This is a genomic window from Acetobacter aceti (assembly GCF_002005445.1).
Taxonomy (GTDB): domain Bacteria; phylum Pseudomonadota; class Alphaproteobacteria; order Acetobacterales; family Acetobacteraceae; genus Acetobacter; species Acetobacter aceti_B.
In genome coordinates, this window is sequence record NZ_CP014692.1 from 363,723 (window position 1) to 390,086 (window position 26,364).

Genomic DNA, 26,364 nt, shown 5'->3' on the forward strand with positions numbered 1-26,364 from the left:
TGTGGGGCGCTGCGATGGAACCGGGAAGGGAGAGTCAGATGCCGGAACATGATGGCGAGACATTCGATCAGGCGGAAATCGAAACCCTGTTCCTTGAAGCTGCACGCGACGGCCAGACAGATCTCGTGTGTGAATTTATCGCGGCGGGCCTTAGCCCGGATGTCACGAACGACAAGGGTTACACCCCGCTGATTCTGGCCGCTTATAACGGGCGCGGGGAGACGGTGAAGCAGTTACTCGAATCCGGTGCATCCGTTGACAGGACGGACGCCAAGGGGGCGACGGCGCTGGCGGGCGTGGCGTTCAAGGGAGATCGTGCAATTGCCGAGATCCTGATTGCACATGGTGCGGCTGTGGATGCCGTCAACAGCGTGGGCCGCACGCCGCTGATGTTCGCCGTCATGTTTGGACGCACGGATATGGCGCGCTATCTGCTTGAGGCCGGGGCTGATCCTGACCGGAAGGATGGCGAGGGCCAGAGCGCCCGTGAAATGGCTGTGTCGCAAGGGCACCCCGATATGCTCACTCTTTTTGGAATCTCTTCATGAGCCGTTTCTGGAGTCCGCTGGTTCACCGTCTCACGCCTTATGTTCCCGGTGAGCAGCCACGCCTGACGAATCTCATCAAACTGAACACCAATGAGAGCCCCTATGGTCCCTCGCCCAAGGCGATCGCAGCCATGCAGGCGGCAAACAGTGAGACGCTCCGGCTCTATCCCGACCCTGCTTCCGTCGCTTTGCGCGAAGCCATTGGGAAACGATCCGGTCTGACGGCGGATCATGTGTTCGTGGGCAATGGTTCTGACGAGGTTCTGGCGCACGCATTCCAGGCGTTCTTCAATCACGGCGAGCCTGTGTTGTTCGCCGATGTGACCTACAGTTTTTATCCGGTCTATTGCGGTCTTTATGGACTTCCGTTCGAGACCATTCCGCTCGATGACGGGCTGCGTGTGCGGATCGGGGACTTCAACCGGCCGAATAGTGGCGTCGTGCTGGCCAACCCCAATGCGCCAACGGGGATTGCGTTGGGGCTTGGGGACATCGAAAAACTGCTGGCTGCGCATCCGGACCGGGTGGTGCTGATTGATGAAGCCTATGTGGATTTCGGCGCTGAATCCGCTGTTTCACTTGTCAGTCGTTATCCGAATCTTCTGGTGGTCCAGACATTCTCCAAATCACGGGGGCTGGCTGGCCTGCGTGTCGGTTTTGCTGTCGGCGATCCTGCCCTGATCGAAGGGCTGGTCCGCGTGAAGGACAGCTTCAATTCCTACCCGCTTGATCGTCTGGCGCAGGCCGGCGCTCTGGCGGCCTATGAAGATGAAGAATGGCTTGCCGAATGCGTCAACAAGGTGATGACGACCCGGACGGTTCTGACCGGCTCTCTCGCGGAGCTTGGTTTTGAGGTCTTGCCTTCCAGCGCCAACTTTGTTTACGCTCGGCATCACGATCGTGAGGCTGCCATGCTGGCGGCCACGTTGAGAGAAAGGGCGATTATCGTGCGCCATCTTAAAGGCCCGCGAACATCATCCTGGCTCAGGATCACGGTCGGAACTGATGCACAATGTGCAGCACTGGTGAAGGCGTTGCAGGATATCCTGCACAGAAATGATCAGTCGTCGGTTTAACGCCGACTTTCATTCCCTGAACGCTTCACCCGCCATCAGGAAACAGACACCCCTCTCACGTCTGTCGTTCTGACCCGTCGGCAGGGCTGGTCAGTCGTAAAGAACAGGTGAGAGCGTCTGTTTTTTCATTTTTTGTTAAAATCTGTCCTCCAGATAGGAGGGTAACCTTTGTCCTGCCTGATTGGGTTTTGAAACATGCGTGCTTTTCACGGCCAGCTTTCGGATAATCAGCCGATCCGCCGTACTCTTGCCGAGAAGCAGAAGCAGCTTCGTGACCTCAAGGAAACGCTGGCATCCATGAAGTCGCACACGGCTCCTGCTCTGCGTGACAGCGTGCGCAAGCGTATCGCTCAGCTTGAGGCCGAACTGACTGCCGCTCCGGCTCTGAAGTCTACGACCGACAGCCGGACGCAGCGTCCTGCTGAACGCACGGGCGATGCGTCCCGTCGTCCACGTAGTCGTATCCGTTCAGACCTGACAGGCTGAACGACTTCATCTTTTCTGTGGAGCGGCGCCTGAGGGCGTCGCTCGCATGTCGGCTGTCCATGGCGCCGGCATGCCGTAAAGGTCCGGTTTCCCCCGGACCTTTTCTGTTTCTACGACGACAGGTTATATCTGCCGGGGAATGATTCGTATGCGGGGTAGCTCTCCCGCGCTCTCTCGCAGAAAATGAGGCGGGACAGACGGCCCGTTGGTATCAGACGCCCATCGCGTGTTTGACAAACGCTTTGCGCAGACGGGGCAGCCGCTGAACGGTCGCAATTCCGACATCTCTTGCCAGACGCAGCACCGGATTATCGTTGCTGAACAGGCGATCCAGGGCGTCCGTCGCCATAAACATCATCATGTTGGCAGGACGGCACCGCGCCTGATAGCAGGACAGCAGCGCCGGATTGCCGAGGTCTTCCCCCCTGGCATAAGCGGTCAGCAGAATGTCCGAGAGTGCGATCACATCCCGGAAACCGAGATTGAGACCCTGTCCGGCAATCGGGTGAATGCCGTGCGCGGCGTCGCCAGCCAGCACAAGACGTGTGGCGGTGTAGTGGTGGGCATACTGCGCGGCAAGCGGGTAGACCCACCGGCGTCCGACAGGCGTGACGTCTCCCAGCCGGTCACCGATGCGACGCTTCAGCTCACGTTTGAACTGCTCTTCCGGGAGGGCTGCGATTCGCTGGGCCATTGCATCCTTCTCACTCCAGACAATCGCTGAAAGATAGGGATGCTCGGCTGTCCCGGTCATGGGGAGCTGGGCGAAAGGGCCGCCGGGCAGAAAATGCTCGAGGGCTCCGTTGTCATGCGGGTGTTCATGAGCGATCGCGCAGACGATGCCGCTTTGGCCGTAGGCAAGTTTCGTGATGGGAATCCCGGCCTGAGAGCGGGTCCGACTTCCACGGCCATCTGCGGCCACGAGAAGTTGCGCCCGTAAGGTGCGGCCATCCGTGGCTTTTACTGTCACGCCATTTTCGTTCCGCACGATCGAGACCTCTGCGGGCGCCAGTACCGTCACCAGCGGGGAATTGTGCAGGGTTGCGTTCAGCGCCACGCGCAGGGCGCGGGCTTCCGCCATCCAGCCGAAGGGCTGCGCCGAGTCTTCACGGGTGAATTCAAGAGACAACGGGGAGGGAGGCTGCCCCGGTCTGCCGTCCGTGACGAGAATGTCCTCGATAGGGCAGGCAATCTGCGGGAGGTGGTCCCAGACGCCGGCTGCTTCCAGAAGCTTTTTCGAACCGGCGGCGATCGCGTAAGCCCTGCCGTCAAATTCCGGATTCTCCATAGGCGGGAGAGCGGCCCGGTCCACGACGGCCACAGGAACTCCGTCCCTGGCAAGACGGCAGGCCAGAGTGGCCCCTACCGGGCCCGCACCGATGATGCAGACCGCGACGTCCGTGACTGTTTCGCCCGCGCCCTGTTCCGTCATGCTGGACATACCGAGGCCTCCATGAATTCAACAATTTATGCCGGACCGGCGCACGTAGAAAACAGCCTGATCCCTGTTGTGGAACTCATGACATGCTTTGCGCGTTCGAGCTATCCCGAGCGATGTTATCCATATGACGTGACAGGAAGGAAACAATATGCTTCCTTGGCAAAGCCATTACGGCATCGTTGTGAATTTTGTGGTGATTTAAAGAGGAACTGGGATGAAGCTCGTCACGGCTATTATCAAGCCCTTCAAGCTCGACGACGTCCGCGACGCGCTCTCGCCGCTGGGAATCCAGGGGCTGACCGTGTCTGAAGTCAAAGGTTTCGGTCGCCAGAAAGGCCAGACCGAGATTTATCGTGGCGCAGAGTATCACGTCAGCTTTCTGCCGAAGATCAGGATTGAAATCGCAACATCTGACGCGCTCGTCGATCAGGTGGTCGAGGCCATTCTTCAGTCCGCCCACACCGGGAAAATCGGTGACGGAAAGATCTTTGTCAGTGATCTCAACCGTGTAGTGCGTATCCGTACTCGTGAAAGTGGGGACGAGGCGCTTTAAGGCAGCCTCGACACGGACAGTTGCTGATGACAGTCCTCGGCAGGCGTCGGACGGATGACCCGTCTGATGCCGCGGGAGGATGTGCCATCGATTATGCTGTTGTGAAGTCCAGTCGCTATTGTTCCTCTTCACATTAACGCTTCGGCGACCCATTATCTTCTTATGACCCAGAGCTTCACGGTTTCCGACGCCGCCGCCAAACGGATTGCTGAAATTATCGCCACGAAGGGTGCTGCCGAGTCTTCGTCAGCCCTGCGCGTCGCCGTCTCGGCGGGAGGATGCAACGGCTTTCAGTACGAGTTCAAACTCGACCCGGAAACATCACCGGATGACTTTGTCGTGACCACTCATGGCGTGCGTGTTGTGGTTGACCCGGTCAGTCTGGACCTGATGAATGGTGGAGAACTCGACTTTGTCGACAAGCTGATGGGAGCGCATTTTGCGGTGAAAAACCCCAACGCAGCGTCCGGATGCGGGTGTGGTACGAGCTTCTCGCTCGCCTGAAGTCCTCGTTTCCTCCGCCGTGACCTGTTCCCTTCACAGCAGGACGACAGCGCGGCCTTCCATCGGACCTGCGGATGCAGGTCAGTCCGCATACCCGGTTCACAAGGCCGCCATAACGCCATGAAAATCGCGACCTGGAATGTCAATTCCATCCGCCAGCGCCAGACACTTGTTCTCGACTGGCTGAAGCGCAACGAGCCGGACCTGCTTCTGTTGCAGGAAATCAAGTGCGAGGATCATCAGTTTCCCGCTTCGGTCTTTGAGGAAGCCGGTTACATCGCTCACTGCGTCGGCCAGAAATCCTACAACGGCGTGGCCGTTCTCTCCCGTCGTCCTGTTGAGGTTCTGGCCCGGAGTCTGCCGGGTCTGGGCGATCCTGAGCCGCCGGCGCGTTATATCGAAGTGCGGCTTGACTCGCTGACAGTGGGAAACCTGTATCTCCCTAATGGCAATTCCGGTGGTGAAGCCGGCTTCATGGGAAAGCTTGAGTTTCTCGATGCGCTAGCCCGTCATGCGGAAACCATGCTGCGGGTGGGCACGGATTTCATTCTTGCCGGTGATTACAATGTCTGCCCGACAGATCGGGACCTTGCGCCAGGCGCGCTGTCTGCCACGGATGCGCTTGTCCGCCCCGAAAGCCGTGCCGCCTTCCGGCGTCTGCTCTGGCTGGGCCTGACGGATGCCGTGCGCGCCCTTCATCCGGACGATACGATCTATACGTTCTGGGACTATCAGGCCGGCGCCTTTAACCGCGATCTGGGGCTCCGCATCGACCATCTCCTGCTGTCGCCAGCTGTGGCCGAGCGTCTTGTCAGGGCGGAGCCGGACAAGACGGAGCGGGCGATGACCCAGCCGTCCGATCATGTTCCGGTCATGATCTCACTGGACTGAAAACCTTCCGGCCTCAGAAAGTTTGATCTGACTGGCGTGATGTCATACCGACAGCGGTGATATAAAAGCCAGCATCTCAACAGAGCGCCGCTCATCTGGAGGTCCATCATGGGCATTGCCAATCTTTCCGATCCGTCTCTCTTCCGTGAACAGGCCTATATTGCGGGCGAATGGATGACGTCGTCCTCCGGCAGGACGCTGTCTGTCACCAATCCGGCGACAGGCGAAGTGATCGGAACGATTCCGGCCTGCACGGCGGCAGAGACCCAACGGGCGATCGAAGCCGCGGATCGGGTCCAGAGCAAGTGGAAGACCACCAGCCCTGACGAGCGCGCCGACATACTGATGGCGTGGTACGACCTGATCCTGCAGAACGCCGACGATCTGGCGCTCATCATGACAGTCGAGCAGGGCAAGCCCCTGTCCGAGTCGAAGGGCGAGGTGAAGTACGGCGCGACTTTCATCAAATGGTTCGCGGAAGAAGCCCGCCGGATCAACGGCGCTGTCATCACGCCGCCGCAGAAGGACCGCCGTGTTCTGACCGTGAAGCAGCCGGTCGGCACCACCGCCGCCATCACGCCGTGGAACTTCCCCAACGCCATGATCACCCGCAAATGCGGTCCGGCTTTCGCCGCCGGATGCAGCATGGTGCTCAAGCCGTCCGAACTGACGCCTTATTCCGCGCTGGCGCTGGCCGTGCTGGCCGAGCGCGCCGGTCTGCCGAAAGGTCTGTTCTCCCTTGTGACCGGCGATGCGAAGGAAATCGGTCCCGAACTGACCTCCAGCCCGGTCGTGCGCAAGCTGTCCTTCACCGGTTCCACGCATGTCGGCGCGCTGCTGATGCGCCAGTCAGCCGACACCATCAAGCGCCTGAGTCTGGAGCTTGGCGGCAACGCGCCGTTCATCATCTTTGATGACGCCGATCTGGAAACGGCTGTTGCCGGCGCTCTGGCCAGCAAGTTCCGCAATGCCGGACAGACCTGCGTCTGCGCCAACAGGATCTTTGTGCAGGACGGTATCCACGATCGGTTCGTCGCCCGCATGAAGGAGGAGGTCGCCAGATTCAAGGTCGGTAACGGGCTTGAGGAAGGCGTGACGATGGGGCCGCTTATCAATGAAGGCGCCGTGAGAAAAGTCCGCGAACATGTCGAGGACGCCCTGTCCAAGGGAGCCAGCTATGTCAGCGCGCCGCTGGAGACGAACGGCAACTTCGCCACCCCGGTTGTGCTGGAAGGCGTAACAACCGAGATGCGTGTGTTCAGCGAGGAGACGTTCGGTCCACTGATGCCGATCTTCAAGTTCAGTGATGAGGCGGAAGCCATACGCAAGGCCAACGACACACCGTTTGGTCTGGCCAGCTACTTCTTCACGACGGATATGAGCCGGGCATGGCGTGTGGGTGAAGCGCTTGAATACGGCATGGTGGGCGTCAACACGGGCATGGTGTCGATGGAATGTGCGCCGTTTGGCGGTGTGAAGCAGTCAGGTCTTGGTCGTGAAGGTGGTGCCGAAGGTATTGAGGAATTCCTTGAGGTCAAGGCGCTCCATATGGCGGGTCTGAAACTCTGATCAGCTGATCTGGAGAGGGCAGCGGCTTTAATCCTTGCCCGCTTTTCCGACGTGATTCCATTTGACTCCGAGCGCTCCGGCGCGTAGGAGCCTGCTTTACATATAAGTCACGCCACATCGCGAGTGTTCGCGCAGTGGCGCGTATTCTTTTGGGGAAACGGTTCTTGTTCGAATCTCTGTCCGACAAGTTTTCCGGCGTTATTGGCGATCTCGGCAAGCGTGGCACGCTGACCGAGGCCGACGTTGCGGAGGCCATGCGCGAGGTTCGGCTGGCGATGCTGGAGGCGGACGTCGCGCTGCCGGTCGTCAAGGACTTCGTCAACAAGGTCAAGGAACGTTCGGTCGGCGCGGAGGTGCTGGAAAGCATCTCTCCGGGTCAGGCCGTCGCCAAGATCGTCAATGACGCGCTGATCGACGCCCTCGGTGGCGCGGGCGCTGTTCCCCTGAACCTCAATGCAGCGCCGCCGGTGCCGATCCTGATGGTCGGTCTGCAGGGTTCGGGCAAGACGACGACGTCCGGCAAGATCGCCCTGCGTCTCGCGACCCGCGAGCGCAAGAAGGTGCTGCTGGCTTCGCTCGATACGCAGCGTCCTGCCGCCCAGCTCCAGCTCCAGCAGCTTGCCGAGCGTGCGAAGGTAGCCTCGCTGCCGATTGTCGCAGGCCAGACGCCGGTCGAGATCGCCAGTCGCGCGATGGATACGGCGCGTCGCGAAGGGTATGACGTCGTCATTCTCGACACGGCGGGCCGTCTGTCCATCGACGAAGCGCTGATGGATGAAGTCCGTCAGATCCGTGACGTTACGCACCCGGCTGAAACGCTGCTCGTCGTTGATGCGATGACGGGTCAGGACGCCGTCAACACCGCCAAGCTGTTCAACGAGGCCGTTGGCGTTTCCGGCGTTGTCATGACCCGTATGGATGGTGACGCCCGTGGCGGCGCAGCACTCTCCATGCGTGCGATCACCGGCGCGCCGATCAAGCTGACCGGCTCGGGCGAAAAGCTGGACGCGCTGGAGGAATTCCATCCGGAGCGTGTTGCTGGCCGTATCCTCGGCCTCGGTGACATCGCCGGACTGGTCGAGAAAGCAGCCGATACGCTCGATCAGGAAGAGGGAGAGCGGCTGGCCAAGAAGATGATGGCCGGCAAGTTCGATCTCGATGACTATGCGTCGCAGATCAGGCAGATCCAGAAGATGGGCTCGATCTCGGGCATCCTCGGGATGCTGCCGGGCATGGGCAAGATGAAGGACATGGTGGACGAGAAGAAACTCGACACCACGATCTTCAAGAAGCATCAGGCCATCATTTCCTCCATGACCAAGGGCGAACGCAAGACGCCGGACATCATCAAGGCGTCGCGCAAGAAGCGTATCGCCGCCGGGTCTGGAACCACAGTTCAGGACGTCAACAAGCTGCTCAAGCAGTTCGATGACATGTCCACCATGATGAAGCGGGTCAACAAGCTCGGGCTGAAAGGCCTGATGCGGCAGGCCTCCGCGCTCATGTCCGGGGGCGGCATGCCGGGAGGTCCCGGCGGCTTCCCCGGTGGTCCCGGTGGCCGGCCTCCCTTCGGCTGACCTGTCCCCTTCTTACCTTTTCTGGCTTTACCGGAGTAGTTGAATGAGCCTTAAAATCCGCCTTGCACGCGCTGGTGCAAAGAAGCGTCCTTACTACCACATCGTGATCGCTGACAGCCGTTCACCACGCGATGGTCGCTTCATCGAGAAGGTTGGCGCGTACAACCCGATGCTGCCGTCCGACCACGCAGAGCGCGTGAAGCTGCTCAACGAGCGCATCACCCACTGGCTGTCCCAGGGCGCTCAGCCGACCGACCGCGTTGCCCGCTTCCTCGGCAATGCCGGCCTGATCGCCAAGCCGACCTGGAACGAGCAGCCGAAGCAGGCTGCGCCGAAGAAAAAGGCCCAGGCCCGTGCGAAAGCCGCTGCCGCCGCTGCTGAAGCTGCAGCAGCCTGAGTCTGAAAGACCGGAAGACGCTTTTTCGCCATGACAGACGGACGCATCCAGATCGGAGTTATAGGGAGGCCGCACGGTGTGCGCGGGCTTGTGCATGTGCACAGCTCCGCCACCGATGAGGCTTCGCTTGTCTCCTATGGCGTGCTCACGGACGATCATGGCGAGCGCTGGACTCTGAGCTGGCGTTCGGGCGGTGTGGCGGAACTGCGCGACGCGCAGGGAAAGCCGCTTGCCGACCGGACGGCGGCGCAGGCGCTGGTCAACCGCAAGCTCTATGTCAGCCGTGACGTGCTGCCCGAGCCGGACGAGGACGAGTTCTATCACAGTGACCTGCTTGGTCTGGAGGCTGTGGAGGATGGCGCTTCGATCGGGAGGGTTGTCACAGTGCATGATTATGGCGCTGGAACGAGCCTTGAGCTCGATACCGGCCTGATCCTGCCGTTCTCCAGAGTGTGTGTGCCTGAAATAGATTTTCCCAATCGTCGCATGACCATCGTGCGACCGGTTGAGGTGATCGGTGAGGAGGAGCACGCACCGAAAGAGAAAACGGCAAAAGGCGCTGGGGCATGAGCTGGACGGCGACGATCCTCACCCTGTTCCCCGAGATGTTTCCGGGACCGCTCGGCCAGTCACTGGCCGGTCGGGCGCTGGAAAACGGAACGTGGAACTGCGATGTGCGCGACCTGCGGGCCTTCGGGCTCGGACGTCACAACGCCGTGGACGACACACCCTTCGGGGGCGGTGCGGGCATGGTGATGCGCGCGGACGTGGTGGACACGGCGCTGGACTCCGTCTCACGGCAGGATGGCGCTCCGTGCGTCTACCTGACTCCGCGTGGTCGTCCGCTGGCCCAGGCCGATATCCGTCGTTACGCGATGGGGCCGGGCGTGACCCTGCTCTGCGGGCGTTACGAAGGTGTGGACGAGCGCGTTCTGGAAGCACGTTCCATCGAGCAGGTCTCGATCGGGGATTATGTGCTTTCGGGTGGGGAGACGGCGGCGCTGGTGCTGCTGGACGCCTGCGTGCGTCTGCTGCCCGGCGTCATGGGCTCTGCGGAAAGCGGTGTCGAGGAAAGCTTTTCCGACGGTCTTCTTGAATATCCTCACTATACCCGCCCCGCCGAATGGCAGGGCCGCTCGGTGCCGGACGTCCTCCTGTCCGGAAACCACGCGGCCATCGCCCGCTGGCGGCGCGAACAATCCGAGCGGGTCACGCGCGAGCGTCGGCCCGACCTGTGGGCAGCCCATCTGTCGCACAGTTCCAGACCATCCGTTCAGGAAGGACAGTCCCTATGAACATCATCCAGCAGTACGAGGCCGACGAAATCGCCCGCCTCACCGCCATTCGTGCAGTTCCTGAGTTTCAGGCTGGCGACACCGTCCGCGTGTCCGTCCGCGTGAAGGAAGGCGAGCGCGAGCGCGTTCAGGCTTACGAAGGCGTTGTCATCGCCCGCTCCAACAAGGGCCTGAACAGCAACTTTACAGTTCGCAAGATCTCCAATGGTGAAGGCGTGGAGCGTGTATTCCCGCTCTATGCGCCGACGCTTGCCGAAATCGCAGTCGTCCGTCGCGGCAAGGTCCGTCGCGCGAAGCTGTATTATCTGCGTGGCCGTAGCGGCAAGTCCGCTCGTATCGCCGAGCGTCCCCGTGACACAGCTCCGGCTGCCAAGACAAAAGCCAGCGCCTGATCTTGTTCAGGGTCTGTCCGGGAGATTTTTAGGAACTCCCGGACAGACAGGCTTCCAACGCTGATTTCAAAGCGTTTCATCAGTCAAGACTGATGGATGTGACGACGCGCCATGCGGTCGCGGGGAATGACCTGCATCGTGTTGTGGCGTTTCTGAACCTCTTCCCACACAGGAAACGTTCACTTTCCTTACAAAAGATGATGTGGATTCTTCTCAGGAGGAAGCCGGGGCGTTCTGTTGTTTCTGAATCATAGTCATCATCGTCAGCGGCTCGCGCCTTGTCGGTGACAAGGGGCGCCGGGACTCACTGTGCTCATTGCAGCCTGCCATGGAAGATGTTTTCAGGACACAGTGTTCGTACAACGGCTTAACAGTTCCTTTTTAGGTGGATGCTGGTTGGATATCTTCAGCAGCCATACATAGTTTTGACTGAATGAGCCCGACCGAAGCCCGGATGATCAGCATTTCACAGCGACAGAACAACAACGCAGCAAAGTCTGACTGACGCGACATCCGGAAAGTCACTCTCTCCACCCATTCATGACGGATCAGGCAGCGGAGCGTCCTTGCTTCTGTTCTCAGGAAGTCAGCGCAAAGCGGGGCGGTCTGCGTTTTTTCTCAGCCGTGGTTTGGCCAGCCTTGTCTGCCAGAGTCTGGGGTCGTCGTACGGTCTTCATCTTCGATGCCGGCTCCCAGCCAAACACACTTCGGCCTCCATACTCATGCGAGCGCGCTTTTTCAGTCGCAATATGCTCATCCAGTGACGGTCCCGTGACCCATTGCTCAAGACGCCGCGCCTGAGCGTCCAGCCTTCTGATCGCATCCAGCCGTTCATCATTTCCCAGATGCGCCTGTTCCACGGCTCCTTTCAGCATGGCAATCGTGCGGTCATACACGTCTGTCGGCACGGGGAAGGGGTGGCGGTCCTTGCCTCCATGCGCCATGGAGAACCGGGCCGGATCAGCGAAACGACAGGGCGTTCCGTGCACAACTTCCGCCACCATGGCCAGCGCCTCCACGGTTCTCGCGCCCACCCCAGGGGTCAGCAGAAGATCCTGAAAATCCTCAGGCCCCCGATCCGCCGCTGCGGCAAGGGCGCCATGCAGGCGGCGGATCATCACGTCGCCTGATCTCACGTCGTGATGTTCAGGCATTACCAGATGCGGCAACAGGCCCTGCTCAGGTCCGCTCGGTTCCGCTGTATCCCGGTCCGCGGCTCTTAGCGCCGACACTTCACGGATTACCTTGTCCGGTCCCAGATCACGCAGCAGATCCAGTTGGGCGACACGACTCCTGTCGGCGCGCCTGTCCGCAAGATTAACGATATTTCCAAGCGGTTTCCCATCAATGGCGCTGTGGGGGTCGGTAACGAAGCTGGTCAGCCCTTCAGACAGCCAGTGATAGCGACGGGCATAACGACTCTCTCCGTTCATTCCCTGCTGGACAACCACCCAGCGGCCATCATCCGCCAGAACAAAGCTGTGCAGATACAGGTCAAAGCCGTCCTGAACCGCAGCGCTATCCACCTTGGCGACCAGGCGGCTGGCTCTGGCGAGCGCCGCGCCATCCAGTCCGGTCATGTCCGCTATAGCGGTCAGCTCATCGGGCGTATGACGTGAATGCCGACCGCGCCCGCCACAGACATGCAGGCCCAGTTCTCCCGACAAAGGGGCCAGTCCACGCTTGAGAGCGCCCATTACGCTCGTTGTGATGCCGGAAGAATGCCAGTCCATACCCATGACAGCGCCGAAAGACTGGAACCAGAAGGGATGAGCCAGACGGCGCAGGAATTCGTCGCGTCCATAATGGTGAATAATGGCTTGCGCAATCACGGCGCCCAGACTGCTCATGCGATCCGCAAGCCATTGCGGCACGCGCCCGCCATGCAGTGGCATATCAGCGCTTCCGGACCGACGCGTCATGTCATTTCATCCTGTTCTGGAATGTGCTCGATTTTTAAAAGATTTTTGTAACATTTTATCTCTGCGGGCGATGTCTGTCCGGCTCTGGTTTTCTCCCTCTGCCGGTGTGGAGGCTTGCGTCCTTCCATGAAACCGCGTTTATAACTTTTAACACTTCTACGGCTTTTGGAAAAATTTCCTTAACGATATATCTCGGTCAATCTCTCAATCTGGGTCGTCAATATACTCCGTGAAAATCGCTTTGGCATTGTTCGTAAAGAACGAAATACAGGATATTGCTGGCTGGATCTCCTGGCATCTGGCTCTCGGTGTGGACAAGATATTCATCTATGATGACCACTCGACTGACGGCACTTTCGAGTTTCTAAAAATTGTTTCCGAAGTCTATAATATTGAACTTCATCGTACGAATACTCAAGCTATTGCAGATTTTTATTATCGTCAGACAACCTCCTATGAAGAAGCCTGCTGGAAGGCGAGGGGGAACTATGACTGGATCATGTGTCTGGATGGCGACGAATATGTCTCTCTGGAGAAAGCCAACAGTCTTTCCGAGTTTCTGGAGGATTTTTCCGATTTCAACGGCGTCGTGCTGAACTGGCGCTTCTATGGCAGCAGCGGGCGTGTCCTCCGTCCACGTATTCCGGCCTATGAAGCTTACACAGCGCATTGCAAACCGGATTTCAAGGACTGTGAGATCGGAAAGGTTTTTATAAGGCCGGAAGATTATACCTTCACATACGAAAATCCTCATTATTTTCGGCTGCATGATGAGCGTTACGCCAATGCTGTCGGCCATCCGGTTCCATCACCCATCAACACAAAGGACATTGTCTGGGCGGGAGCCTGCGTCAATCATTACCTCGTTCGTTCCATGGAACATTATATCGATCGCATCCGGAAGCGTTACGGTTCCGATCTGCAAAACTCCACGGCTTATTGGGATCATTTCAATCGCAACGAGATCTCCGGGCATGAACGTCCGGAGATTGTTGAAAAAGCAAACGCCATTCTGGCCCGCATTCGGGAAGCCTGCCTGAATCATTATCTTCAGAATATTTCAGGTGGGCGTCTTCTGCCTTACGGCAATCCGGCGGCGGCATGGTATCTCACGATCAGACGGGAGGGATGTCACACGCTCTCCCTTGATGCCTCGGATGCGCGTGCGGTGCTGGCTCGCCCGGGGATGGGAGACGGCACCCAGCCGCTCTCCGCGGCGATCTATGCTGATTCGCCGTGGACTGTTTACCTGTTCAACGAAAAGGGTGGACACATCTCAAGTGTCCCGTTCCGGATCAAGGGGGATCCTGTCGCCCGGACCGTTTTCACATACGCACTGCAGAAGAACGACGCTGTCGAGAGCTGGACACTGCGCGCTCCGCGCAAGCAGCGATATCTTGCCATTGCGCCTCTACAGGAGGGAGGGCAGGTGTCAGCCGACAGCCAGGGATGGGGACATCATGAACAGTATCGTCTGGTCATGAAATCCTACCATCCACCAATGCTCTCCGCCTGTCCGGGATCCCTTGAGAACAGGGAGGATTTTTTCCACTATCTCCGGAGCAACAGGGACAGGATGACCTGTGACGATTTCATGCTGGCTTTCAGCACGTTGCCAGAAACATGCCGGGCCGAACTGACGCAGGAAGAGCACGGCAGAGCCATCAGCTGGATCTGACCGTTCAATCGAGCGGGGACTGAAGAGTGATGCCGCCCTGCGGTATGACCGAACTAAAAATAACTGGGGTAGTGGGACATGCGTCTTGTTGTAAGGAACTCAGGGTAAAGTCCTGCAACCGGCTGTCCGTGCTGTCGGGTGTTCGTGCCGCAGCAAGACACCCGACAGACAGGCAGAAAACCCTTTTCCGCAATCGCCCCGGACCAAAGCCCGGAGCGGTCCGTCAAAGTCTTATTTCTTGCCTGGGTAACCAGCTTCGATCTTCTGCTTCACGCTTTCCGGCAGAGCGACATAGTCAAGCTTCTGAGCCGTTGCGTCGCCGGTGCGGAAGGAGTGGTCGAAGAACTTGTAAACAGCCTCGGCGCGACCAGCGTCTTTCGGGTTGGTCGGAACCAGCACGAATGTTGCGGAAACGATCGGCCACACGTTCTTGCCTGCGCCGTTCAGCAGATCGACAGCGAAGTGCGGGGCATGGTCCCAGTCAGCCGAAGCAGCCGCTGCGGAGAAGCTGCCGAGATCCGGAGTGACGAACTCGCCATCCTTGTCCTGAAGCTGGACGGTCGGGATGCTGTTGCGGCGTGCATAGGCATACTCGACGTAACCAATGCCACCTTCGGTCGCACGCACAGAAGAGCCAACACCGTCATTGCCGCGGGCGCCAGCGCCGCCAGCCCACTGAACCGATGTGGCTGCGCCGACCTGATCTTTCCAGTCAGCGGACATCTTGGTCAGATAGGATGTAAACACGAAGGTCGTGCCGGAACCGTCAGCGCGATGCACAGGAGCAATGGCAACGTCCGGAAGAGAAACGCCCGGGTTGAGAGCTGCGATCTTCGGGTCATTCCAGTTGGAGATCTTGCCGAGATAGATGTCCGCAAGCACGGCGCCTGTCAGCTTCAGCTGATTGGAAGCAATACCCGGAACATTGACGATCGGCACGATGCCGCCGATGACGGTCGGGAACTGATAAAGAGCGGCAGATGTCAGCTTGCTGTCAGCCATCGGGGCGTCGGACGCGCCGAAATCGACCGTACGGGCTGTCACCAGATTCTGGCCAGCGCTTGAACCAACGCTCTGATAGTTCAGGGAAACGCCAGTTGCCGACTTCGCACCGTCACCCCATGCCTGATAGATCGGCGCCGCGAAGCTGGAACCAGCACCTGTGATATCGGCAGCACATGCCTGATGCGCCATGACCGGCGCAGCCGTCAGCAGAAGAGCGGTGAGAAAACGGGTTTTGTTGAGCATTCCCAACTCCATTGAAATAGCGCAGCAGCCGAGGGGGCAAGGCCGCTCATGCATCGCTCTACCTCACGCAACCCGTGAGGGAAAATGATGTCTTGATGACAATAGGCCGGAGACTGGCACCGATGTCCCGTCTTTGCCAGACTGCAGGAAAGTCGGTATCCGGCTTGTACAGGGCTTGTATGCCGCATTCATATTCGGGGAGCTTCCCGTCCGGAGGGCAGCCAGACCTCGCACCGCGTGCCATGCCCGATCCGGCTTCTGATTTCCAGACACCCGTCATGCCGATCCACGATATGCCGGACAATGGCCAGTCCCAGACCATAACCCGAGGCGGGAGCATTGCGATGTCCCTCGACCCTGTAGAAACGCTCGGTCAGACGAGGCAGATGCTCCTCGGCGATACCAACGCCGTTATCCTCGACAACAAACACCACGCCGGGACGGCCAAGCAGGACCTTTTGCCCGGCGGACAATAAAATTCTCACGGAACGTCCATCCGTGCCTGCATATTTCACGGCGTTCTCGACGAGATTCACAATGACCCGGATAATCTGTTCCTGATCTCCGGGAACAGGGATGTCCGCAACCTCTGTCTCCAGTTGAACATGTTTTGCAGCACACAGGCTGCTCAGTTCATCGCGGACAAGCTCGATGACATGTTTTGCGTCCATGCTGCCCCGTGGTTTGCGGTGCTCCAGCATCTCGGCGCGGGACAACTCCAGCAACTGCTCGATCAGACGCTGCATCCGGTGCGCCTGGCCCGCCATGATCGCCAGAAACTGCTGCTGCGCGGCAGGATCGTCAGCGGCTGGTCCGCGCAGGGTTTCAATGAATCCGATCAGCGCTGTGAGAGGTGTGCGTAACTCGTGGCTCGCATAAGCCACAAAATCGGAACGCATTCTCTCGACAGCGTCACGCTCTGAACAGTCTGTCAGAATAGCCAGAATGTGCGCGGGTCCGGTCGCCAGCACTTCGGGCAGCAGACGAAGATCGACCCGCACGACACGCCGTACCGGCACCGTCAGCACAAACTCGGCGCTGGCCTTGACCGTGACGCCATTGAGGTGCCGCATGGAGGAAAACACGTCCGGATAACGCATGATCGTGCCGAGCGTATCGCCAAACGCTTCACGAGCTTCAATGTTGGCGAAACGGAGCGCGCCGTGGCCATCCAGAAGAACGGCGGCTTCTGGAAGAAGGTCGAGCACTTCTTCCAGGGACACCGAGGATGTGCCGACCTCTTCCCGCCGGGCCCGCACGCTTCCCGGCAGCATGCGGGACAGGCTGCGCCCCCGGATGAACCAGCCGGCGAAGCTGCCTGTCAGCCAGACGGGAACCAGACAGGCTGCAATTTCTGCCGCCGTCATGCGTCGTCATATCCGAAAAATGCCGGGATATTATTCGCCTTCGCTATCCAGCGCGTAACCGGCCGACCGTACTGTGCGGATCAGATCCTTCTCGTCAGGCCCGTTGATCTCCTTGCGGAGCCGCCGGATATGCACGTCCACTGTGCGGATTTCGACATGGATGTTCTCGCCCCAGATCGAACGCAGGATTTCCTCACGTGAAAAGACCCGCCCCGGGCGGCGCATGAAAAACTCAAGCAGCCGGAACTCCGTGGGGCCAAGCTGGACGGAGCGGCCGCCGCGTTCCACGCGGTGTTTGACCAGATCCAGCACGATGTCCTCAAACGCCAGCATTTCCGCAGGCGTCTGTGTCCGGCGCAGAAGCGCCCGCATTCTGGCTTCCAGAGTCGCCATGCTGACCGGCTTGGTCAGATAGTCATCAGCACCGGTCTCAAGTCCACGGATCGCATCCGTCTCTTCGGCTCGAGCTGTCAGCATGATGATCGGCAGTTCGTGGCCACCCGGCGCGGCCCTGAAACGACGGCAAAGGTCAAGTCCGGTCACTCCGCCGGGAAGCATCCAGTCCAGCAGGACCAGAGCCGGACGGAAGCTGGAAAAGGCAGTCTGCGCAGACTCGCCATCTCCGGCCACTTCGACCCGATATCCCTGCTTTTCGAGGTTATAGCGCAGCATGACCTGCAGGGCAGGGTCATCCTCCACGACAAGGATACGCAATCCACTGTTAGCGGATGTCTCTGACATCGTGTTCCTCAGGAAGCAGGATAACTGCGACCGCCACGGGGACGGACGGCAGGAAGCATTTCGCCTGTCACGGCATAATAAACACGCTCGGCGATATTGGTCGTATGATCGCCGATGCGCTCAAGGTTCTTCGCCACAAACAGCAGATGGATGCAGGTCCCGATATTGCGGGGATCTTCCATCATATAGGTCATCAGTTCACGGAACATCGCCGTATAAAGCTCATCGACCGCCGTATCGGACTGCCAGACCGCGACAGCCCCATCCCGGTCCTTGGTCGTCAGGGCATCAATGGCGCGGCGCAGATTGTTCTGCACCAGATGTCCCATATTCCGCAGGCCCACCAGTGAGATATTGCCTTCCGACTCGAGCTTCATGGCGCGACGCGCAATGGAGGAGGCGTAATCGCCAATCCGCTCCAGATCCCCGGTGATTTTGAGGGCGGCGACAATCGTGCGGAGATCGACTGCCATAGGCGAGCGCAGGGCGAGAATACGGATGGCCAGAGCTTCCGCCTCACGCTCCAGCTCGTCGACTTCCGGATCAAGTTCGGGCGCTTCGAGAGCGGCTTCCTCATCACCATCCACTACGGCCTTGACGGCCTGCGCTGTCTGGCGCTCGACCAGACCTCCCATGCGCGCCATCAGGCTGCCGAGATGTTCAAGTTCCTGTTCGTAGCTTTTGACGGTATGCGTGGATTCAGTCATCGCCCTGCTCTCCTCAGCCAAATCGACCGGTGATGTAATCCTGCGTCCGGGTTTCTTTCGGAGCGGTGAACATGCGGTCAGTGCTGTCCATTTCCACCAGCTCACCAAGATAGAAGAACGCGACCTGATCGGCGCAACGCGCCGCCTGCTGCATATTGTGCGTCACAATGGCGATCGTGAACTCTTTCTTGAGTTCATCAAGCAGTTCCTCGATGCGGGCCGTGGAGACCGGGTCGAGAGCGCTTGTCGGTTCGTCAAGCAGGACGACTTCGGGACGGGTGGCGATCGTGCGGGCAATGCAGAGACGCTGCTGCTGACCGCCGGACAATGCGGTCGCCGAGGCTTTCAGGCGATCCTTCACCTCCGCCCACAGGGCGACGCGGCGCAGCACATCCTCGACCCGACCGTCCATCTCGGAGCGGGAGAGTTTTTCGTGCAGTTTCACGCCAAAGGCGATGTTGTCATAGATCGACATCGGAAACGGCGTGGGTTTCTGGAAGACCATCCCCACACGGGCGCGCAGCCGGTTGAGATCAATGCCCTGACCGATGACGTTGCGGCCGTCAAACAACACTTCGCCGGTGGCGCGCTGGCCGGGATACAGATCATACATCCGGTTGAGAACACGGAGCAGCGTAGATTTGCCGCAGCCGGAAGGACCGATCATGCCGGTGACCTTGCGGGGGGCGAAATCCATGGAGATGTTGCGGAGGGCCTTGTGCTCTCCATAGTAAAAATCGAGCGACTTTACGGAAATAGCCGGTTTTTCCGCCGCAGCCTGTCCGTTGCCTGTCTGGGTGGTCATTCGTTTATGCTCCCTTGCGGCCAAAGCCGACACGGACAAGAATATTGATGATCAGGACGCCCAGCGTGACCAGTAGCGCACCGGTCCATGCAAGCTGGACCCAGTCGTCAAACGCGGACCCTGCATACTGGTAAATGGTGACCGGAAGGCTGGCCATCGGCTGGGTCAGACGGACGGACCAGTCCAGATTGCCGAGAGAAGTAAACAGGAGCGGAGCCGTCTCACCGGCCACACGGGCCACCGCCAGCAGCACGCCGGTCAGCACACCTGTGCGGGCCGCACGCAGGCAGATGAAGAGAATGACCCGCCACTTGGACGCGCCCAGCCCGATGCCGGCTTCCCGGAGGGACACAGGCACCAGACGCAGCATGTCTTCGGTCGTGCGCACCACGATCGGGAGCGCCAGAATCGCCAGAGCCAGCGAGCCCGCAAGGCCGGAAAACTGCCCTGTCGGCACGACGACCAGTTCATAGATGAACAGGCCGATCAGGATCGAGGGAGCGGACAGCAGCATGTCCGAGACGAAGCGCGTGGTGCTGGCCATCCAGCCGCGTCCATAATCGGCCAGATAGATGCCACACATCATGCCGATCGGCGCACCGATGAGAATCGATACGAATGTCTGGATCAGGCTTCCGACGATGGCGTTCGCCAGACCGCCGTTCAGTCCCGGGGAAGCTGTCGAGTGCGTGAAGGTGACCAGCGACAGACCACCTGCGCCCCGTGCGACCAGCGTGAACAGAATGGAACCAAGGGCGATCAGGGCAATCGAGGTGGCGCCGATGCTGAGCGCGGTCGCCAGACGATCCATAATCCGGCGACGCAATGCCAGCGAACCGTCCACTTTCCAGCCATCGGTCACCACAGGCTGCATTGTTTCGTTCGTCCGAGTCATTTCACCGCCCTTCCTTCTTGCCGGATACGCCCAGCAGAACACGGGAAATCGCCAATGCAATGAAGGACAGTCCCATCAGGATCGCACCCAGCGCCATCAGCGCCGAAAGCTTGACACTGCCTGCCGGGCTTTCGGGGAACTCAAGAGCGATCAGGGAGGCGATGGTGTTACCCGGTGCGAACAGGGACCAGCCGATCTTGTTCGCGTTGCCGATCACGAAGGTGACCGCCATCGTCTCGCCCATCGCACGACCCATGCCGAGGACGACACTGCCGACGACAGCGCTTCTGGACCATGGCAGGATGACGCTGCGCATCACTTCCCAGCGCGTGGCGCCCAGGCCGAAGCCGCTTTCCTTCAGCACTGCCGGAATGGACGTGAAGACATCGCACATGACGGCTGTGACGAACGGCATGATCATGACGGCGAGGATGAGGCCGCCGGTCATCAGGCCTGTGCCGAACGGTGCGCCGGCGACCAGCGCACCGATAGCCGGAATATGACCGAACCAGTGGCTCAGGGTGGGCTGCACATAGCGGGCGATCAGCGGCACGATAACAAAAAAGCCCCACATACCGAAGATGATGGAGGGGACCGCCGCGAGAAGCTGTACGGCCATGCCGACAATCGCCGCCACACGGGCGGGGGCCATCTGGGTCAGCCAGAACGCCGCGCCGAAGGCGAGCGGAACCGCGACCACAAGGCCGATCAGACTTGTGGCAATCGTGCCGAAGACGGGAGCCAGCGCGCCAAAATGCTGGGTAACAGGGTTCCAGACGGATGTTGTGAAAAAGGACAGTCCGAATGTCCCGAACGCCTGCACTCCTCCGCCGATCATGACGATAATGATCCCGCCAAGCAGCAGCAGGACACCCACACCGGCTGCCGTCACCATCCAGCGGAAAATGGAATCTCCACTCAGGCTCGATCCGGCTTCGAGCACCGCCTCGTGCGCTTCTGTGTTTTCCGGCGGCTTTCCGGAAACTGTTCCAGCCGTCCGCGCTATACCGTTCATGGATCAGGCGCTCCGCTCTCTGATACGGCCCGACCATTACTGAACGGTCATCAACCGGGCAACCGTGGAATGACATGAGGGTTCATGACATTTTTATTTCGTCTTTTCCATAAAGCCCGGCTGACCGGCCTTTCCCCTCACTTCACCTTTGCGGATAGATGTATTTTTAATGAGCATATGATCTCGCGAAAATAGATTCCTTTACGATTTTCTCCTGCTCCGCTCATGTCGTATGATGAAGGACAAATGGCGTGACAGCTGGGATACAGTCAGTATGGCGACACATCGGAAAATCATGACAACAGGAGCAGCGGCGCTGCTGGTCGGGACAGTGTCAGCCTGTGCCGATGGGCGGCCAGACAAGGCGCCCCGGATCGGCATGGCCAACCCGGCTTCGGTTTACTGTAAAAAAATCGGCGGTCGTCTCGAATTGCAACAGGGACCGGATGGCGTCCACGGCATCTGCCATTTACCGGACGGCACGTCCATGGAGGAGTGGGCGCTGTTCCGCCGCGACCATTCCAAGCCAGTGGGAGGAAGTGACACTCAATGAGCAACGACCGATTTAAAGCACTCTGGGAAGAACGCTACGGGAGCGGAGTGCCTGTTCCACTCGTGACGTCCGATCCGGTCACGGAAAGCCTCATGGCCCATCGCACAGTGCGCGCCTACCTGAACACGCCATTGCCCGAAGGAGCGCTGGAAGCCGCTATCGCCGCCGCGCAGTCGGCGTCGTCCTCCAGCAACATGCAGATCTGGAGCGTGGTGGCGGTCGAGGATCAGGCTCGCAAGGACAGGCTGGCGACGCTGGCTGGCAATCAGGCCCATATCCGGCAGGCGCCGCTGCTTCTGATCTGGCTGATCGACTTCGGGCGACTGAAACGGATCGGTGACGCCAAAGGCAAATCGACGGAGAATCTGGAGTATCTCGACACATTCATGGTCGGCGCGGTGGATACGGGCATTGCCGCGCAGAACGCTGTCGCATCCTTTGAGGCTGCCGGTCTTGGCGTCGTCTATCTCGGTGGAATGCGCAACAACAGCGAGGCTGTGGCGAAAGAACTCAATCTGCCGCCCCTGACAGCCGTTGCGTTCGGCCTGAGTGTCGGTTTTCCTGACCCGACCAGACCGGCGCATATCAAGCCCCGTCTTGCTCCCTCGGTCGTGCTGCATCGGGAACAGTATGATGCGACAGGCGAGCAGGAGAGTGTTGCTCACTATAATGATATGTATGCCGCTTTCCAGAAAGCGGAAGGTCTGCCCGGGAAGCGCTGGGTGGATGCGACATTGCCGCGTCTGGAATCCCCAAAGGCGCTGCATGGGCGCGAACGACTGCGGGATGTTCTGGAAAAGCAGGGATTTGGTTTGCGGTAACGTCGCCGGGGGGGAGTGCTTAGACAGAAGAGAAGCCGAGACTGTCGCTTCCCTTCTGTTTTAACAAGCCGGGATCAAGGGGGGCTGTGTCCTTTTGCAGGGTTCGGACAAAGCCCTGAAAAGCCGTTTCGCCTGTTCTGTGAACAAGTCGAGGTCGACATAATGCACTCGGGAGCCGGATCTCTTCGGAACCGGCTCCTGACAGGCTGTGTTCAGCGTGTCTGCTGAATGGCGGACAGAAGCCAGCCACCACCGGATGACGGACGCACGAACGTCCACAGCTCCGTCACTGTGACCGGGTCGGCGGAACTGCCGCTGACCACACGCCCCATCATGTCGGTTGTCAGGTCGATCAGGCTGTAACGCAGCGCCACCGTGGCGTAGTCGTAGCCGTTTTCAGACCAGGCTTCAGACAGATCGCCCTGAAGAAAACGGACATCAGACACGACGTTCCGTTCTCCACGGCTCGCCAGCCCTGCCAGTTCCTGATTGAAGTAACTGACCATCTCCGGCGTCGCCATGCCCTGCAGGGCCGGGATGTTCTGCTGCGTCCAGGCGGCCTGCACGTTCAGCAGAAGCTGCTGGAAAGCCTGATAATCCTGCGAGCCGATCTGGATGGTGCGCTGATTGCCGGAGGAGAGAGGGCCAGCGTTCCGTGCCGGAGCAAATCCACCACCATGACCGCTGGACATGCCGCCGTTCTGTCTGCGCATGAACAGGCCGAACAGCCAGCGCACAAGGAAAACACCCAGAGCGATCTGGATCAGAAGGCCGATAAACCCGAAGAGCCCATGGACGCCGCCCATCAGACCATGGCCGGACATCAGGCCAAACAGTCCTGCGCCCAGAAGTCCACCGGCAAAGCCTGTCAGAAAGGGATGGCGCGACGGTTGCCGCATCATGCCGTTATTATAGGCTGGTGCGCCGTAAGTATTGTTTCCGTAAGCGGGCGCCTGCTGGGGGGCGATCGAACGCTCCATCGGGGCCGCACCATAGGGCGAGGTCCGGGTCGGAGCGGGGGCGGACCATGTCCGGCTGCCACGGCTTCCCATGGAGCCGCCATTGCCCGGACGCGCGTCCGCAATGCCTGAGAACGATGCGAGGGAGAGCGCAAGAACCACCGCTGTCGTCAGAACGGGGCGAGTCTTCATGAGAGTCAGGGGTCAGTCTCCGGTAAATCAGGGGCGGGTCTCGCAGGAAAGGGTCCTGCTCCACCCCTTTGAACGGTTAAGGTCTGTCTCAGTTTCCGGCGATGCTCATGGCGTCGATACGGATTGTCGGGGCATCGGACCCGAAACGGAAGGACAGATCGTCAGCCACTTGTAGACGGCCAAACATGTCCAGAAGATTGCCGGCAACTGTGAATTCGGCAATCGGTTTAGCCAGTTGTCCGTTGCGGATCATGAAACCGGAGGCGCCACGGCTGTAATCGCCCGTCAGCCCGTTGATCGACGAGCCCATCATCTCGGTGACATATACGCCTTCTGCAATGTCAGAGATGAGATCGGCGGGAGAAATGGTTCCGGGTGCAAAATACAGGTTGGAAACACTCGGGGACGGAGGAGACGATGTCCCCCGGCTCGCCCGTCCGTTGGTGGTGAGGCCAAGCTGACGCGCACTCCGGCAGTCGAGCAGCCAGTGCTGCAAAACGCCATCTGCGACAAGTTCCAGAGGCTCGCAGGCGACACCCTCGCCATCGAACGGCTTGGAACGCAGGCCGCGCTGTCTGTGCGGATCATCCAGCACACGGATACCGGGCGCAAAGATCCGCTGCCCCATCTTCTCTTTCAGAAACGAGGTGCCGCGGGCAATCGCCGCGCCGTTGATCGCGCCCGTCAGATGGCCGAGCAGTCCATTGGAGACACGCGGCGCATACACCACCGGCATGGTGCCGGTGCGCGGCTGAGTCGGATTGAGACGCGCCACCGCATTGCGACCGGCGTTCGCGCCGATCAGCGCGGGATCTTCCAGATCGGACAGATAGACGGTGGAATGAAAGTCCCAGTCCCGCTGCATGCCCGTTCCCTGACCGGCGAGCGCGCTCATGGAGAGGGAATTGCGTGTGCGTTCGTAATATCCGGCAACGCCCGCCGTGCTTGCCAGCGCGACAAGACTACGGCCCCATGTGGCGCTGGCTCCGGCTGAATTCGTCACGCCTTCAACGGCATGCGCCGCTTCCTCGGTGGTGCGGGCGCGTGCAAGCAGTTCTTCAGCCGTCGGCTCGGTCTTGTCGACGAGATCGAGAGTGTTGTCGGTCAGACGCCCAATCAGCGGAATCCCTTCCGGCAGACCGGCATAACCGTCTTCGGGTAGAACATGCGCCATGGCCAGCGCCTGATCGACCAGTGCGTCGAAGCGGCCCCTGTCCAGCGTCGATGTCGAGACAATGGCCGAACGCTTGCCGACAAAAACCCGCAGACCAAGATCGGTCGTCTCGGAGCGTTCCAACTCTTCAGTGACACCATTTCTGACGCTCACACCGAGCGACGTGCTGCCAACGCAGATCGTGTCCGCCGCATCGGCACCCTTCTTCCGGGCCAGTTCGGCAAGCTCGCAGGCAAGATCGAGAGGAACCAGAGTGGGCGTGGAGTCTGTCATGCAGCCAGTCGTCCTTGCAGGGTGTCGAGCGTCATCACGCCATCAATCGGGCCGATCGACGCCAATGTTGGCTGACCACTGAAAATCTTTGCGGCCACCCGGCAGATATCCTCAGGCGTCACCGCGTCGATCCTGGCGACCGTTTCCGCAATCGGAATCAGGCGACCGAAGATCTGAAGCTGACGCGCGATCTGCTCGCAGCGGCTGCCGGTGCTTTCCAGCGACATGAGCAGCGAGGATTTGAGCTGCGCCCGGGCGCGGGACAGTTCGTCCATGCCGACCGACTGCTGCACCTTCTGGAGTTCCGCCAGCGTCACCGGGATCAGTTCGCGTGCTTCTTCTCCACCCGTTCCGGCGTAGACGCCGAACAGACCACCATCAAGGAACGGGGTGGTGAAGGAATAGACCGAGTAGACCAGCCCGCGCTTCTCACGGATTTCCTGAAACAGGCGGGACGACATGCCACCGCCCAGCAGGGTCGAGAGCAGCAGGGCCGCGTGATAGTCCGGATCACCATAGCGGACGCTCGGAAAGCCGAGCAGGATGTGCGCCTGATCCAGATCCTTGCCCAGACGGAACTCGCCGCCTGTATAGCGACCGGGCATGCGATCCGGTACGGCGCCTGTCGGCAGGTCGGCGAAGTGACGGCTGACCCGCTCGACCACATCGTCATGATGCAGGTTGCCCGCCGCCGCGACGACGATGTTCTGTGTCGTGTAATGCGTCCGCATGTAGGACATCAGCGTCTCGCGGTTCATCTCGCGGATCAGCCCTTCCGGGCCAAGCGTCGGCATGCCCATCGGCTGGCCGGTGAAGGCCGTTTCCTGAAAATGGTCGAAGATGATGTCGTCCGGCGTGTCGTTCGCCTGACCGATTTCCTGAAGAATCACGCCACGCTCACGCTCGACTTCCTCGGGCAGGAAGGTCGAATGCGTCAGGATGTCGCCGATGATGTCGACGCCGAGCGGCAGGTCTTCCTTGAGCAGCTTGACGTAATAGGCCGTCTGCTCGCGGGCCGTGTAGGCGTTGATGTGGCCGCCGACATTCTCGATCTCTTCGGCGATCCGGGCCGCCGAGCGGGTCGTTGTTCCCTTGAACGCCATATGTTCGAGAAAGTGGGAAACACCGTTCTCTTCGGGGCGCTCATTGCGCGTGCCGGTGGCGACATAAGCGCCGAATGACACAGTTTCGACGCGGTCCATGCGTTCTGTGACGACCGTCAGGCCGGAGGGAAGGCGTGTCTGCTGAATGGGGTCGGTCATGAGCGTCCTGAAAGGGAAGTGGC

Annotated in this window: 27 protein-coding genes; 15 read left to right on the forward strand and 12 right to left on the reverse strand. The window is 59.8% G+C overall.

Going from position 1 to position 26,364, the window contains the following annotated elements; translation table 11 throughout:
- Positions 1 to 38: 38 nt before the first annotated feature.
- The 3 genes from A0U92_RS01660 to A0U92_RS01670 all read left to right on the forward strand — a co-directional run bounded on the left by A0U92_RS01660 (position 39) and on the right by A0U92_RS01670 (position 2,110).
- Positions 39 to 548 carry an ankyrin repeat domain-containing protein gene (locus tag A0U92_RS01660; protein ID WP_077811715.1) on the forward strand — a complete coding sequence of 170 codons (510 nt, stop codon included), beginning with the start codon at positions 39 to 41 and terminating at the stop codon, positions 546 to 548.
- Positions 545 to 1,624 carry a histidinol-phosphate transaminase gene (gene hisC / locus A0U92_RS01665; RefSeq protein ID WP_077811716.1) on the forward strand — a complete coding sequence of 360 codons (1,080 nt, stop codon included), beginning with the start codon at positions 545 to 547 and terminating at the stop codon, positions 1,622 to 1,624. The genes A0U92_RS01660 and hisC overlap by 4 nt, the downstream gene beginning before the upstream one ends.
- Positions 1,625 to 1,819: 195 nt before the next feature.
- Positions 1,820 to 2,110 (forward strand): hypothetical protein, encoded by a 291-nt coding sequence (locus A0U92_RS01670; RefSeq protein ID WP_077811717.1) that lies wholly within the window; start codon positions 1,820 to 1,822, stop codon positions 2,108 to 2,110.
- Between the two features lie 211 nt (positions 2,111 to 2,321).
- Here A0U92_RS01670 and A0U92_RS01675 read toward each other — a convergent pair whose 3' ends face one another.
- The gene (locus A0U92_RS01675) at positions 2,322 to 3,551 is read right to left on the reverse strand and encodes a UbiH/UbiF/VisC/COQ6 family ubiquinone biosynthesis hydroxylase (protein WP_077811718.1); all 1,230 of its coding nucleotides are present in this window, start codon (positions 3,549 to 3,551) and stop codon (positions 2,322 to 2,324) included.
- 214 nt (positions 3,552 to 3,765) lie between these two features.
- Here A0U92_RS01675 and A0U92_RS01680 point away from each other — a divergent pair, with 214 nt between their 5' ends.
- The 9 genes from A0U92_RS01680 (at position 3,766) to rplS (ending at position 10,729) form a co-directional block, all read left to right on the forward strand.
- On the forward strand, positions 3,766 to 4,104 hold the full coding sequence (locus A0U92_RS01680) for a P-II family nitrogen regulator (protein ID WP_077811719.1): 339 nt from the start codon (positions 3,766 to 3,768) through the stop codon (positions 4,102 to 4,104).
- A gap of 162 nt (positions 4,105 to 4,266) precedes the next feature.
- Positions 4,267 to 4,608 (forward strand): iron-sulfur cluster insertion protein ErpA, encoded by a 342-nt coding sequence (erpA, locus tag A0U92_RS01685; RefSeq protein ID WP_077811721.1) that lies wholly within the window; start codon positions 4,267 to 4,269, stop codon positions 4,606 to 4,608.
- Positions 4,609 to 4,728: 120 nt separating this feature from the next.
- A complete protein-coding gene (locus A0U92_RS01690) occupies positions 4,729 to 5,499 on the forward strand; it encodes an exodeoxyribonuclease III (protein ID WP_077811722.1) in 771 nt (256 codons plus the stop codon).
- Between the two features lie 108 nt (positions 5,500 to 5,607).
- Positions 5,608 to 7,068: an NAD-dependent succinate-semialdehyde dehydrogenase gene (locus tag A0U92_RS01695; protein ID WP_077811723.1), complete on the forward strand. Its 1,461-nt coding sequence runs from the start codon at positions 5,608 to 5,610 to the stop codon at positions 7,066 to 7,068.
- 164 nt (positions 7,069 to 7,232) lie between these two features.
- Positions 7,233 to 8,645 carry a signal recognition particle protein gene (gene ffh / locus A0U92_RS01700; protein WP_077811724.1) on the forward strand — a complete coding sequence of 471 codons (1,413 nt, stop codon included), beginning with the start codon at positions 7,233 to 7,235 and terminating at the stop codon, positions 8,643 to 8,645.
- A 43-nt stretch (positions 8,646 to 8,688) separates the two neighbouring features.
- A complete protein-coding gene (gene rpsP / locus A0U92_RS01705; RefSeq protein WP_077811725.1) occupies positions 8,689 to 9,042 on the forward strand; it encodes a 30S ribosomal protein S16 in 354 nt (117 codons plus the stop codon).
- A 30-nt stretch (positions 9,043 to 9,072) separates the two neighbouring features.
- A complete protein-coding gene (rimM, locus tag A0U92_RS01710) occupies positions 9,073 to 9,612 on the forward strand; it encodes a ribosome maturation factor RimM (protein WP_077811726.1) in 540 nt (179 codons plus the stop codon).
- Positions 9,609 to 10,337 (forward strand): tRNA (guanosine(37)-N1)-methyltransferase TrmD, encoded by a 729-nt coding sequence (gene trmD / locus A0U92_RS01715; RefSeq protein ID WP_077811728.1) that lies wholly within the window; start codon positions 9,609 to 9,611, stop codon positions 10,335 to 10,337. The genes rimM and trmD overlap by 4 nt, the downstream gene beginning before the upstream one ends.
- The gene (gene rplS, locus A0U92_RS01720; protein ID WP_077811729.1) at positions 10,334 to 10,729 is read left to right on the forward strand and encodes a 50S ribosomal protein L19; all 396 of its coding nucleotides are present in this window, start codon (positions 10,334 to 10,336) and stop codon (positions 10,727 to 10,729) included. Before trmD ends, rplS begins: the two co-directional genes overlap by 4 nt.
- Before the next feature lie 578 nt (positions 10,730 to 11,307).
- On the opposite strand, the gene A0U92_RS01725 is transcribed toward rplS, so the two are convergent.
- Positions 11,308 to 12,651 carry a DUF763 domain-containing protein gene (locus A0U92_RS01725; protein ID WP_077811730.1) on the reverse strand — a complete coding sequence of 448 codons (1,344 nt, stop codon included), beginning with the start codon at positions 12,649 to 12,651 and terminating at the stop codon, positions 11,308 to 11,310.
- Between the two features lie 241 nt (positions 12,652 to 12,892).
- Here A0U92_RS01725 and A0U92_RS01730 point away from each other — a divergent pair, with 241 nt between their 5' ends.
- Positions 12,893 to 14,329: a glycosyltransferase family 2 protein gene (locus A0U92_RS01730; protein ID WP_187668830.1), complete on the forward strand. Its 1,437-nt coding sequence runs from the start codon at positions 12,893 to 12,895 to the stop codon at positions 14,327 to 14,329.
- Between the two features lie 231 nt (positions 14,330 to 14,560).
- On the opposite strand, the gene pstS is transcribed toward A0U92_RS01730, so the two are convergent.
- From pstS to pstC, 7 genes are all read right to left on the reverse strand, one after another.
- A complete protein-coding gene (pstS, locus tag A0U92_RS01735) occupies positions 14,561 to 15,577 on the reverse strand; it encodes a phosphate ABC transporter substrate-binding protein PstS (RefSeq protein ID WP_077811733.1) in 1,017 nt (338 codons plus the stop codon).
- Between the two features lie 188 nt (positions 15,578 to 15,765).
- On the reverse strand, positions 15,766 to 16,944 hold the full coding sequence (locus A0U92_RS01740) for a sensor histidine kinase (RefSeq protein WP_077811734.1): 1,179 nt from the start codon (positions 16,942 to 16,944) through the stop codon (positions 15,766 to 15,768).
- Positions 16,945 to 16,974: 30 nt separating this feature from the next.
- The gene (phoB, locus tag A0U92_RS01745; RefSeq protein ID WP_077811735.1) at positions 16,975 to 17,685 is read right to left on the reverse strand and encodes a phosphate regulon transcriptional regulator PhoB; all 711 of its coding nucleotides are present in this window, start codon (positions 17,683 to 17,685) and stop codon (positions 16,975 to 16,977) included.
- A gap of 8 nt (positions 17,686 to 17,693) precedes the next feature.
- Positions 17,694 to 18,392, reverse strand: a complete 699-nt coding sequence (gene phoU / locus A0U92_RS01750) for a phosphate signaling complex protein PhoU (RefSeq protein WP_077811736.1) — start codon at positions 18,390 to 18,392, stop codon at positions 17,694 to 17,696.
- Positions 18,393 to 18,405: 13 nt separating this feature from the next.
- Positions 18,406 to 19,197 (reverse strand): phosphate ABC transporter ATP-binding protein PstB, encoded by a 792-nt coding sequence (pstB, locus tag A0U92_RS01755; RefSeq protein WP_077811737.1) that lies wholly within the window; start codon positions 19,195 to 19,197, stop codon positions 18,406 to 18,408.
- A 4-nt stretch (positions 19,198 to 19,201) separates the two neighbouring features.
- A complete protein-coding gene (gene pstA, locus A0U92_RS01760) occupies positions 19,202 to 20,092 on the reverse strand; it encodes a phosphate ABC transporter permease PstA (protein ID WP_077811738.1) in 891 nt (296 codons plus the stop codon).
- 1 nt (position 20,093) lies between these two features.
- The gene (gene pstC / locus A0U92_RS01765; protein ID WP_077811739.1) at positions 20,094 to 21,107 is read right to left on the reverse strand and encodes a phosphate ABC transporter permease subunit PstC; all 1,014 of its coding nucleotides are present in this window, start codon (positions 21,105 to 21,107) and stop codon (positions 20,094 to 20,096) included.
- Between the two features lie 295 nt (positions 21,108 to 21,402).
- On the opposite strand from pstC, the gene A0U92_RS01770 reads away from it, so the two are divergent.
- Positions 21,403 to 21,660 (forward strand): putative hemolysin, encoded by a 258-nt coding sequence (locus A0U92_RS01770; protein ID WP_187668831.1) that lies wholly within the window; start codon positions 21,403 to 21,405, stop codon positions 21,658 to 21,660.
- Positions 21,657 to 22,481, forward strand: coding sequence for a nitroreductase family protein (locus tag A0U92_RS01775; RefSeq protein WP_077811740.1), 825 nt, complete (start codon positions 21,657 to 21,659; stop codon positions 22,479 to 22,481). Before A0U92_RS01770 ends, A0U92_RS01775 begins: the two co-directional genes overlap by 4 nt.
- Positions 22,482 to 22,693: 212 nt before the next feature.
- Here the strand turns inward: A0U92_RS01775 and A0U92_RS01780 are convergent, their stop codons facing one another.
- The 3 genes from A0U92_RS01780 to A0U92_RS01790 form a co-directional block, all read right to left on the reverse strand.
- Positions 22,694 to 23,632, reverse strand: a complete 939-nt coding sequence (locus A0U92_RS01780; RefSeq protein WP_077811741.1) for a Tim44 domain-containing protein — start codon at positions 23,630 to 23,632, stop codon at positions 22,694 to 22,696.
- Positions 23,633 to 23,720: 88 nt separating this feature from the next.
- The gene (locus tag A0U92_RS01785) at positions 23,721 to 25,079 is read right to left on the reverse strand and encodes a TldD/PmbA family protein (protein ID WP_077811742.1); all 1,359 of its coding nucleotides are present in this window, start codon (positions 25,077 to 25,079) and stop codon (positions 23,721 to 23,723) included.
- Complete coding sequence (locus A0U92_RS01790; protein WP_077811743.1) at positions 25,076 to 26,341, reverse strand: M16 family metallopeptidase; 1,266 nt, start codon at positions 26,339 to 26,341, stop codon at positions 25,076 to 25,078. The genes A0U92_RS01785 and A0U92_RS01790 overlap by 4 nt, the downstream gene beginning before the upstream one ends.
- Between the last annotated feature and the right edge of the window lie 23 nt (positions 26,342 to 26,364).

Excerpts from the sequence above, each read along its gene's own strand:
- A0U92_RS01660 (WP_077811715.1), top strand. The coding sequence starts at position 39 with ATGCCGGAACATGATGGCGAGACATTCGATCAGGCGGAAATCGAAACC.
- hisC (WP_077811716.1), top strand. The coding sequence starts at position 545 with ATGAGCCGTTTCTGGAGTCCGCTGGTTCACCGTCTCACGCCTTATGTT.
- A0U92_RS01670 (WP_077811717.1), top strand. The coding sequence starts at position 1,820 with ATGCGTGCTTTTCACGGCCAGCTTTCGGATAATCAGCCGATCCGCCGT.
- A0U92_RS01675 (WP_077811718.1), bottom strand. The coding sequence starts at position 3,551 with ATGTCCAGCATGACGGAACAGGGCGCGGGCGAAACAGTCACGGACGTC.
- A0U92_RS01680 (WP_077811719.1), top strand. The coding sequence starts at position 3,766 with ATGAAGCTCGTCACGGCTATTATCAAGCCCTTCAAGCTCGACGACGTC.
- erpA (WP_077811721.1), top strand. The coding sequence starts at position 4,267 with ATGACCCAGAGCTTCACGGTTTCCGACGCCGCCGCCAAACGGATTGCT.
- A0U92_RS01690 (WP_077811722.1), top strand. The coding sequence starts at position 4,729 with ATGAAAATCGCGACCTGGAATGTCAATTCCATCCGCCAGCGCCAGACA.
- A0U92_RS01695 (WP_077811723.1), top strand. The coding sequence starts at position 5,608 with ATGGGCATTGCCAATCTTTCCGATCCGTCTCTCTTCCGTGAACAGGCC.
- rpsP (WP_077811725.1), top strand. The coding sequence starts at position 8,689 with ATGAGCCTTAAAATCCGCCTTGCACGCGCTGGTGCAAAGAAGCGTCCT.
- rimM (WP_077811726.1), top strand. The coding sequence starts at position 9,073 with ATGACAGACGGACGCATCCAGATCGGAGTTATAGGGAGGCCGCACGGT.
- trmD (WP_077811728.1), top strand. The coding sequence starts at position 9,609 with ATGAGCTGGACGGCGACGATCCTCACCCTGTTCCCCGAGATGTTTCCG.
- rplS (WP_077811729.1), top strand. The coding sequence starts at position 10,334 with ATGAACATCATCCAGCAGTACGAGGCCGACGAAATCGCCCGCCTCACC.
- A0U92_RS01725 (WP_077811730.1), bottom strand. The coding sequence starts at position 12,651 with ATGACGCGTCGGTCCGGAAGCGCTGATATGCCACTGCATGGCGGGCGC.
- pstS (WP_077811733.1), bottom strand. The coding sequence starts at position 15,577 with ATGCTCAACAAAACCCGTTTTCTCACCGCTCTTCTGCTGACGGCTGCG.
- A0U92_RS01740 (WP_077811734.1), bottom strand. The coding sequence starts at position 16,944 with ATGACGGCGGCAGAAATTGCAGCCTGTCTGGTTCCCGTCTGGCTGACA.
- phoB (WP_077811735.1), bottom strand. The coding sequence starts at position 17,685 with ATGTCAGAGACATCCGCTAACAGTGGATTGCGTATCCTTGTCGTGGAG.
- phoU (WP_077811736.1), bottom strand. The coding sequence starts at position 18,392 with ATGACTGAATCCACGCATACCGTCAAAAGCTACGAACAGGAACTTGAA.
- pstB (WP_077811737.1), bottom strand. The coding sequence starts at position 19,197 with ATGACCACCCAGACAGGCAACGGACAGGCTGCGGCGGAAAAACCGGCT.
- pstA (WP_077811738.1), bottom strand. The coding sequence starts at position 20,092 with ATGACTCGGACGAACGAAACAATGCAGCCTGTGGTGACCGATGGCTGG.
- pstC (WP_077811739.1), bottom strand. The coding sequence starts at position 21,107 with ATGAACGGTATAGCGCGGACGGCTGGAACAGTTTCCGGAAAGCCGCCG.
- A0U92_RS01770 (WP_187668831.1), top strand. The coding sequence starts at position 21,403 with ATGACAACAGGAGCAGCGGCGCTGCTGGTCGGGACAGTGTCAGCCTGT.
- A0U92_RS01775 (WP_077811740.1), top strand. The coding sequence starts at position 21,657 with ATGAGCAACGACCGATTTAAAGCACTCTGGGAAGAACGCTACGGGAGC.
- A0U92_RS01780 (WP_077811741.1), bottom strand. The coding sequence starts at position 23,632 with ATGAAGACTCGCCCCGTTCTGACGACAGCGGTGGTTCTTGCGCTCTCC.
- A0U92_RS01785 (WP_077811742.1), bottom strand. The coding sequence starts at position 25,079 with ATGACAGACTCCACGCCCACTCTGGTTCCTCTCGATCTTGCCTGCGAG.
- A0U92_RS01790 (WP_077811743.1), bottom strand. The coding sequence starts at position 26,341 with ATGACCGACCCCATTCAGCAGACACGCCTTCCCTCCGGCCTGACGGTC.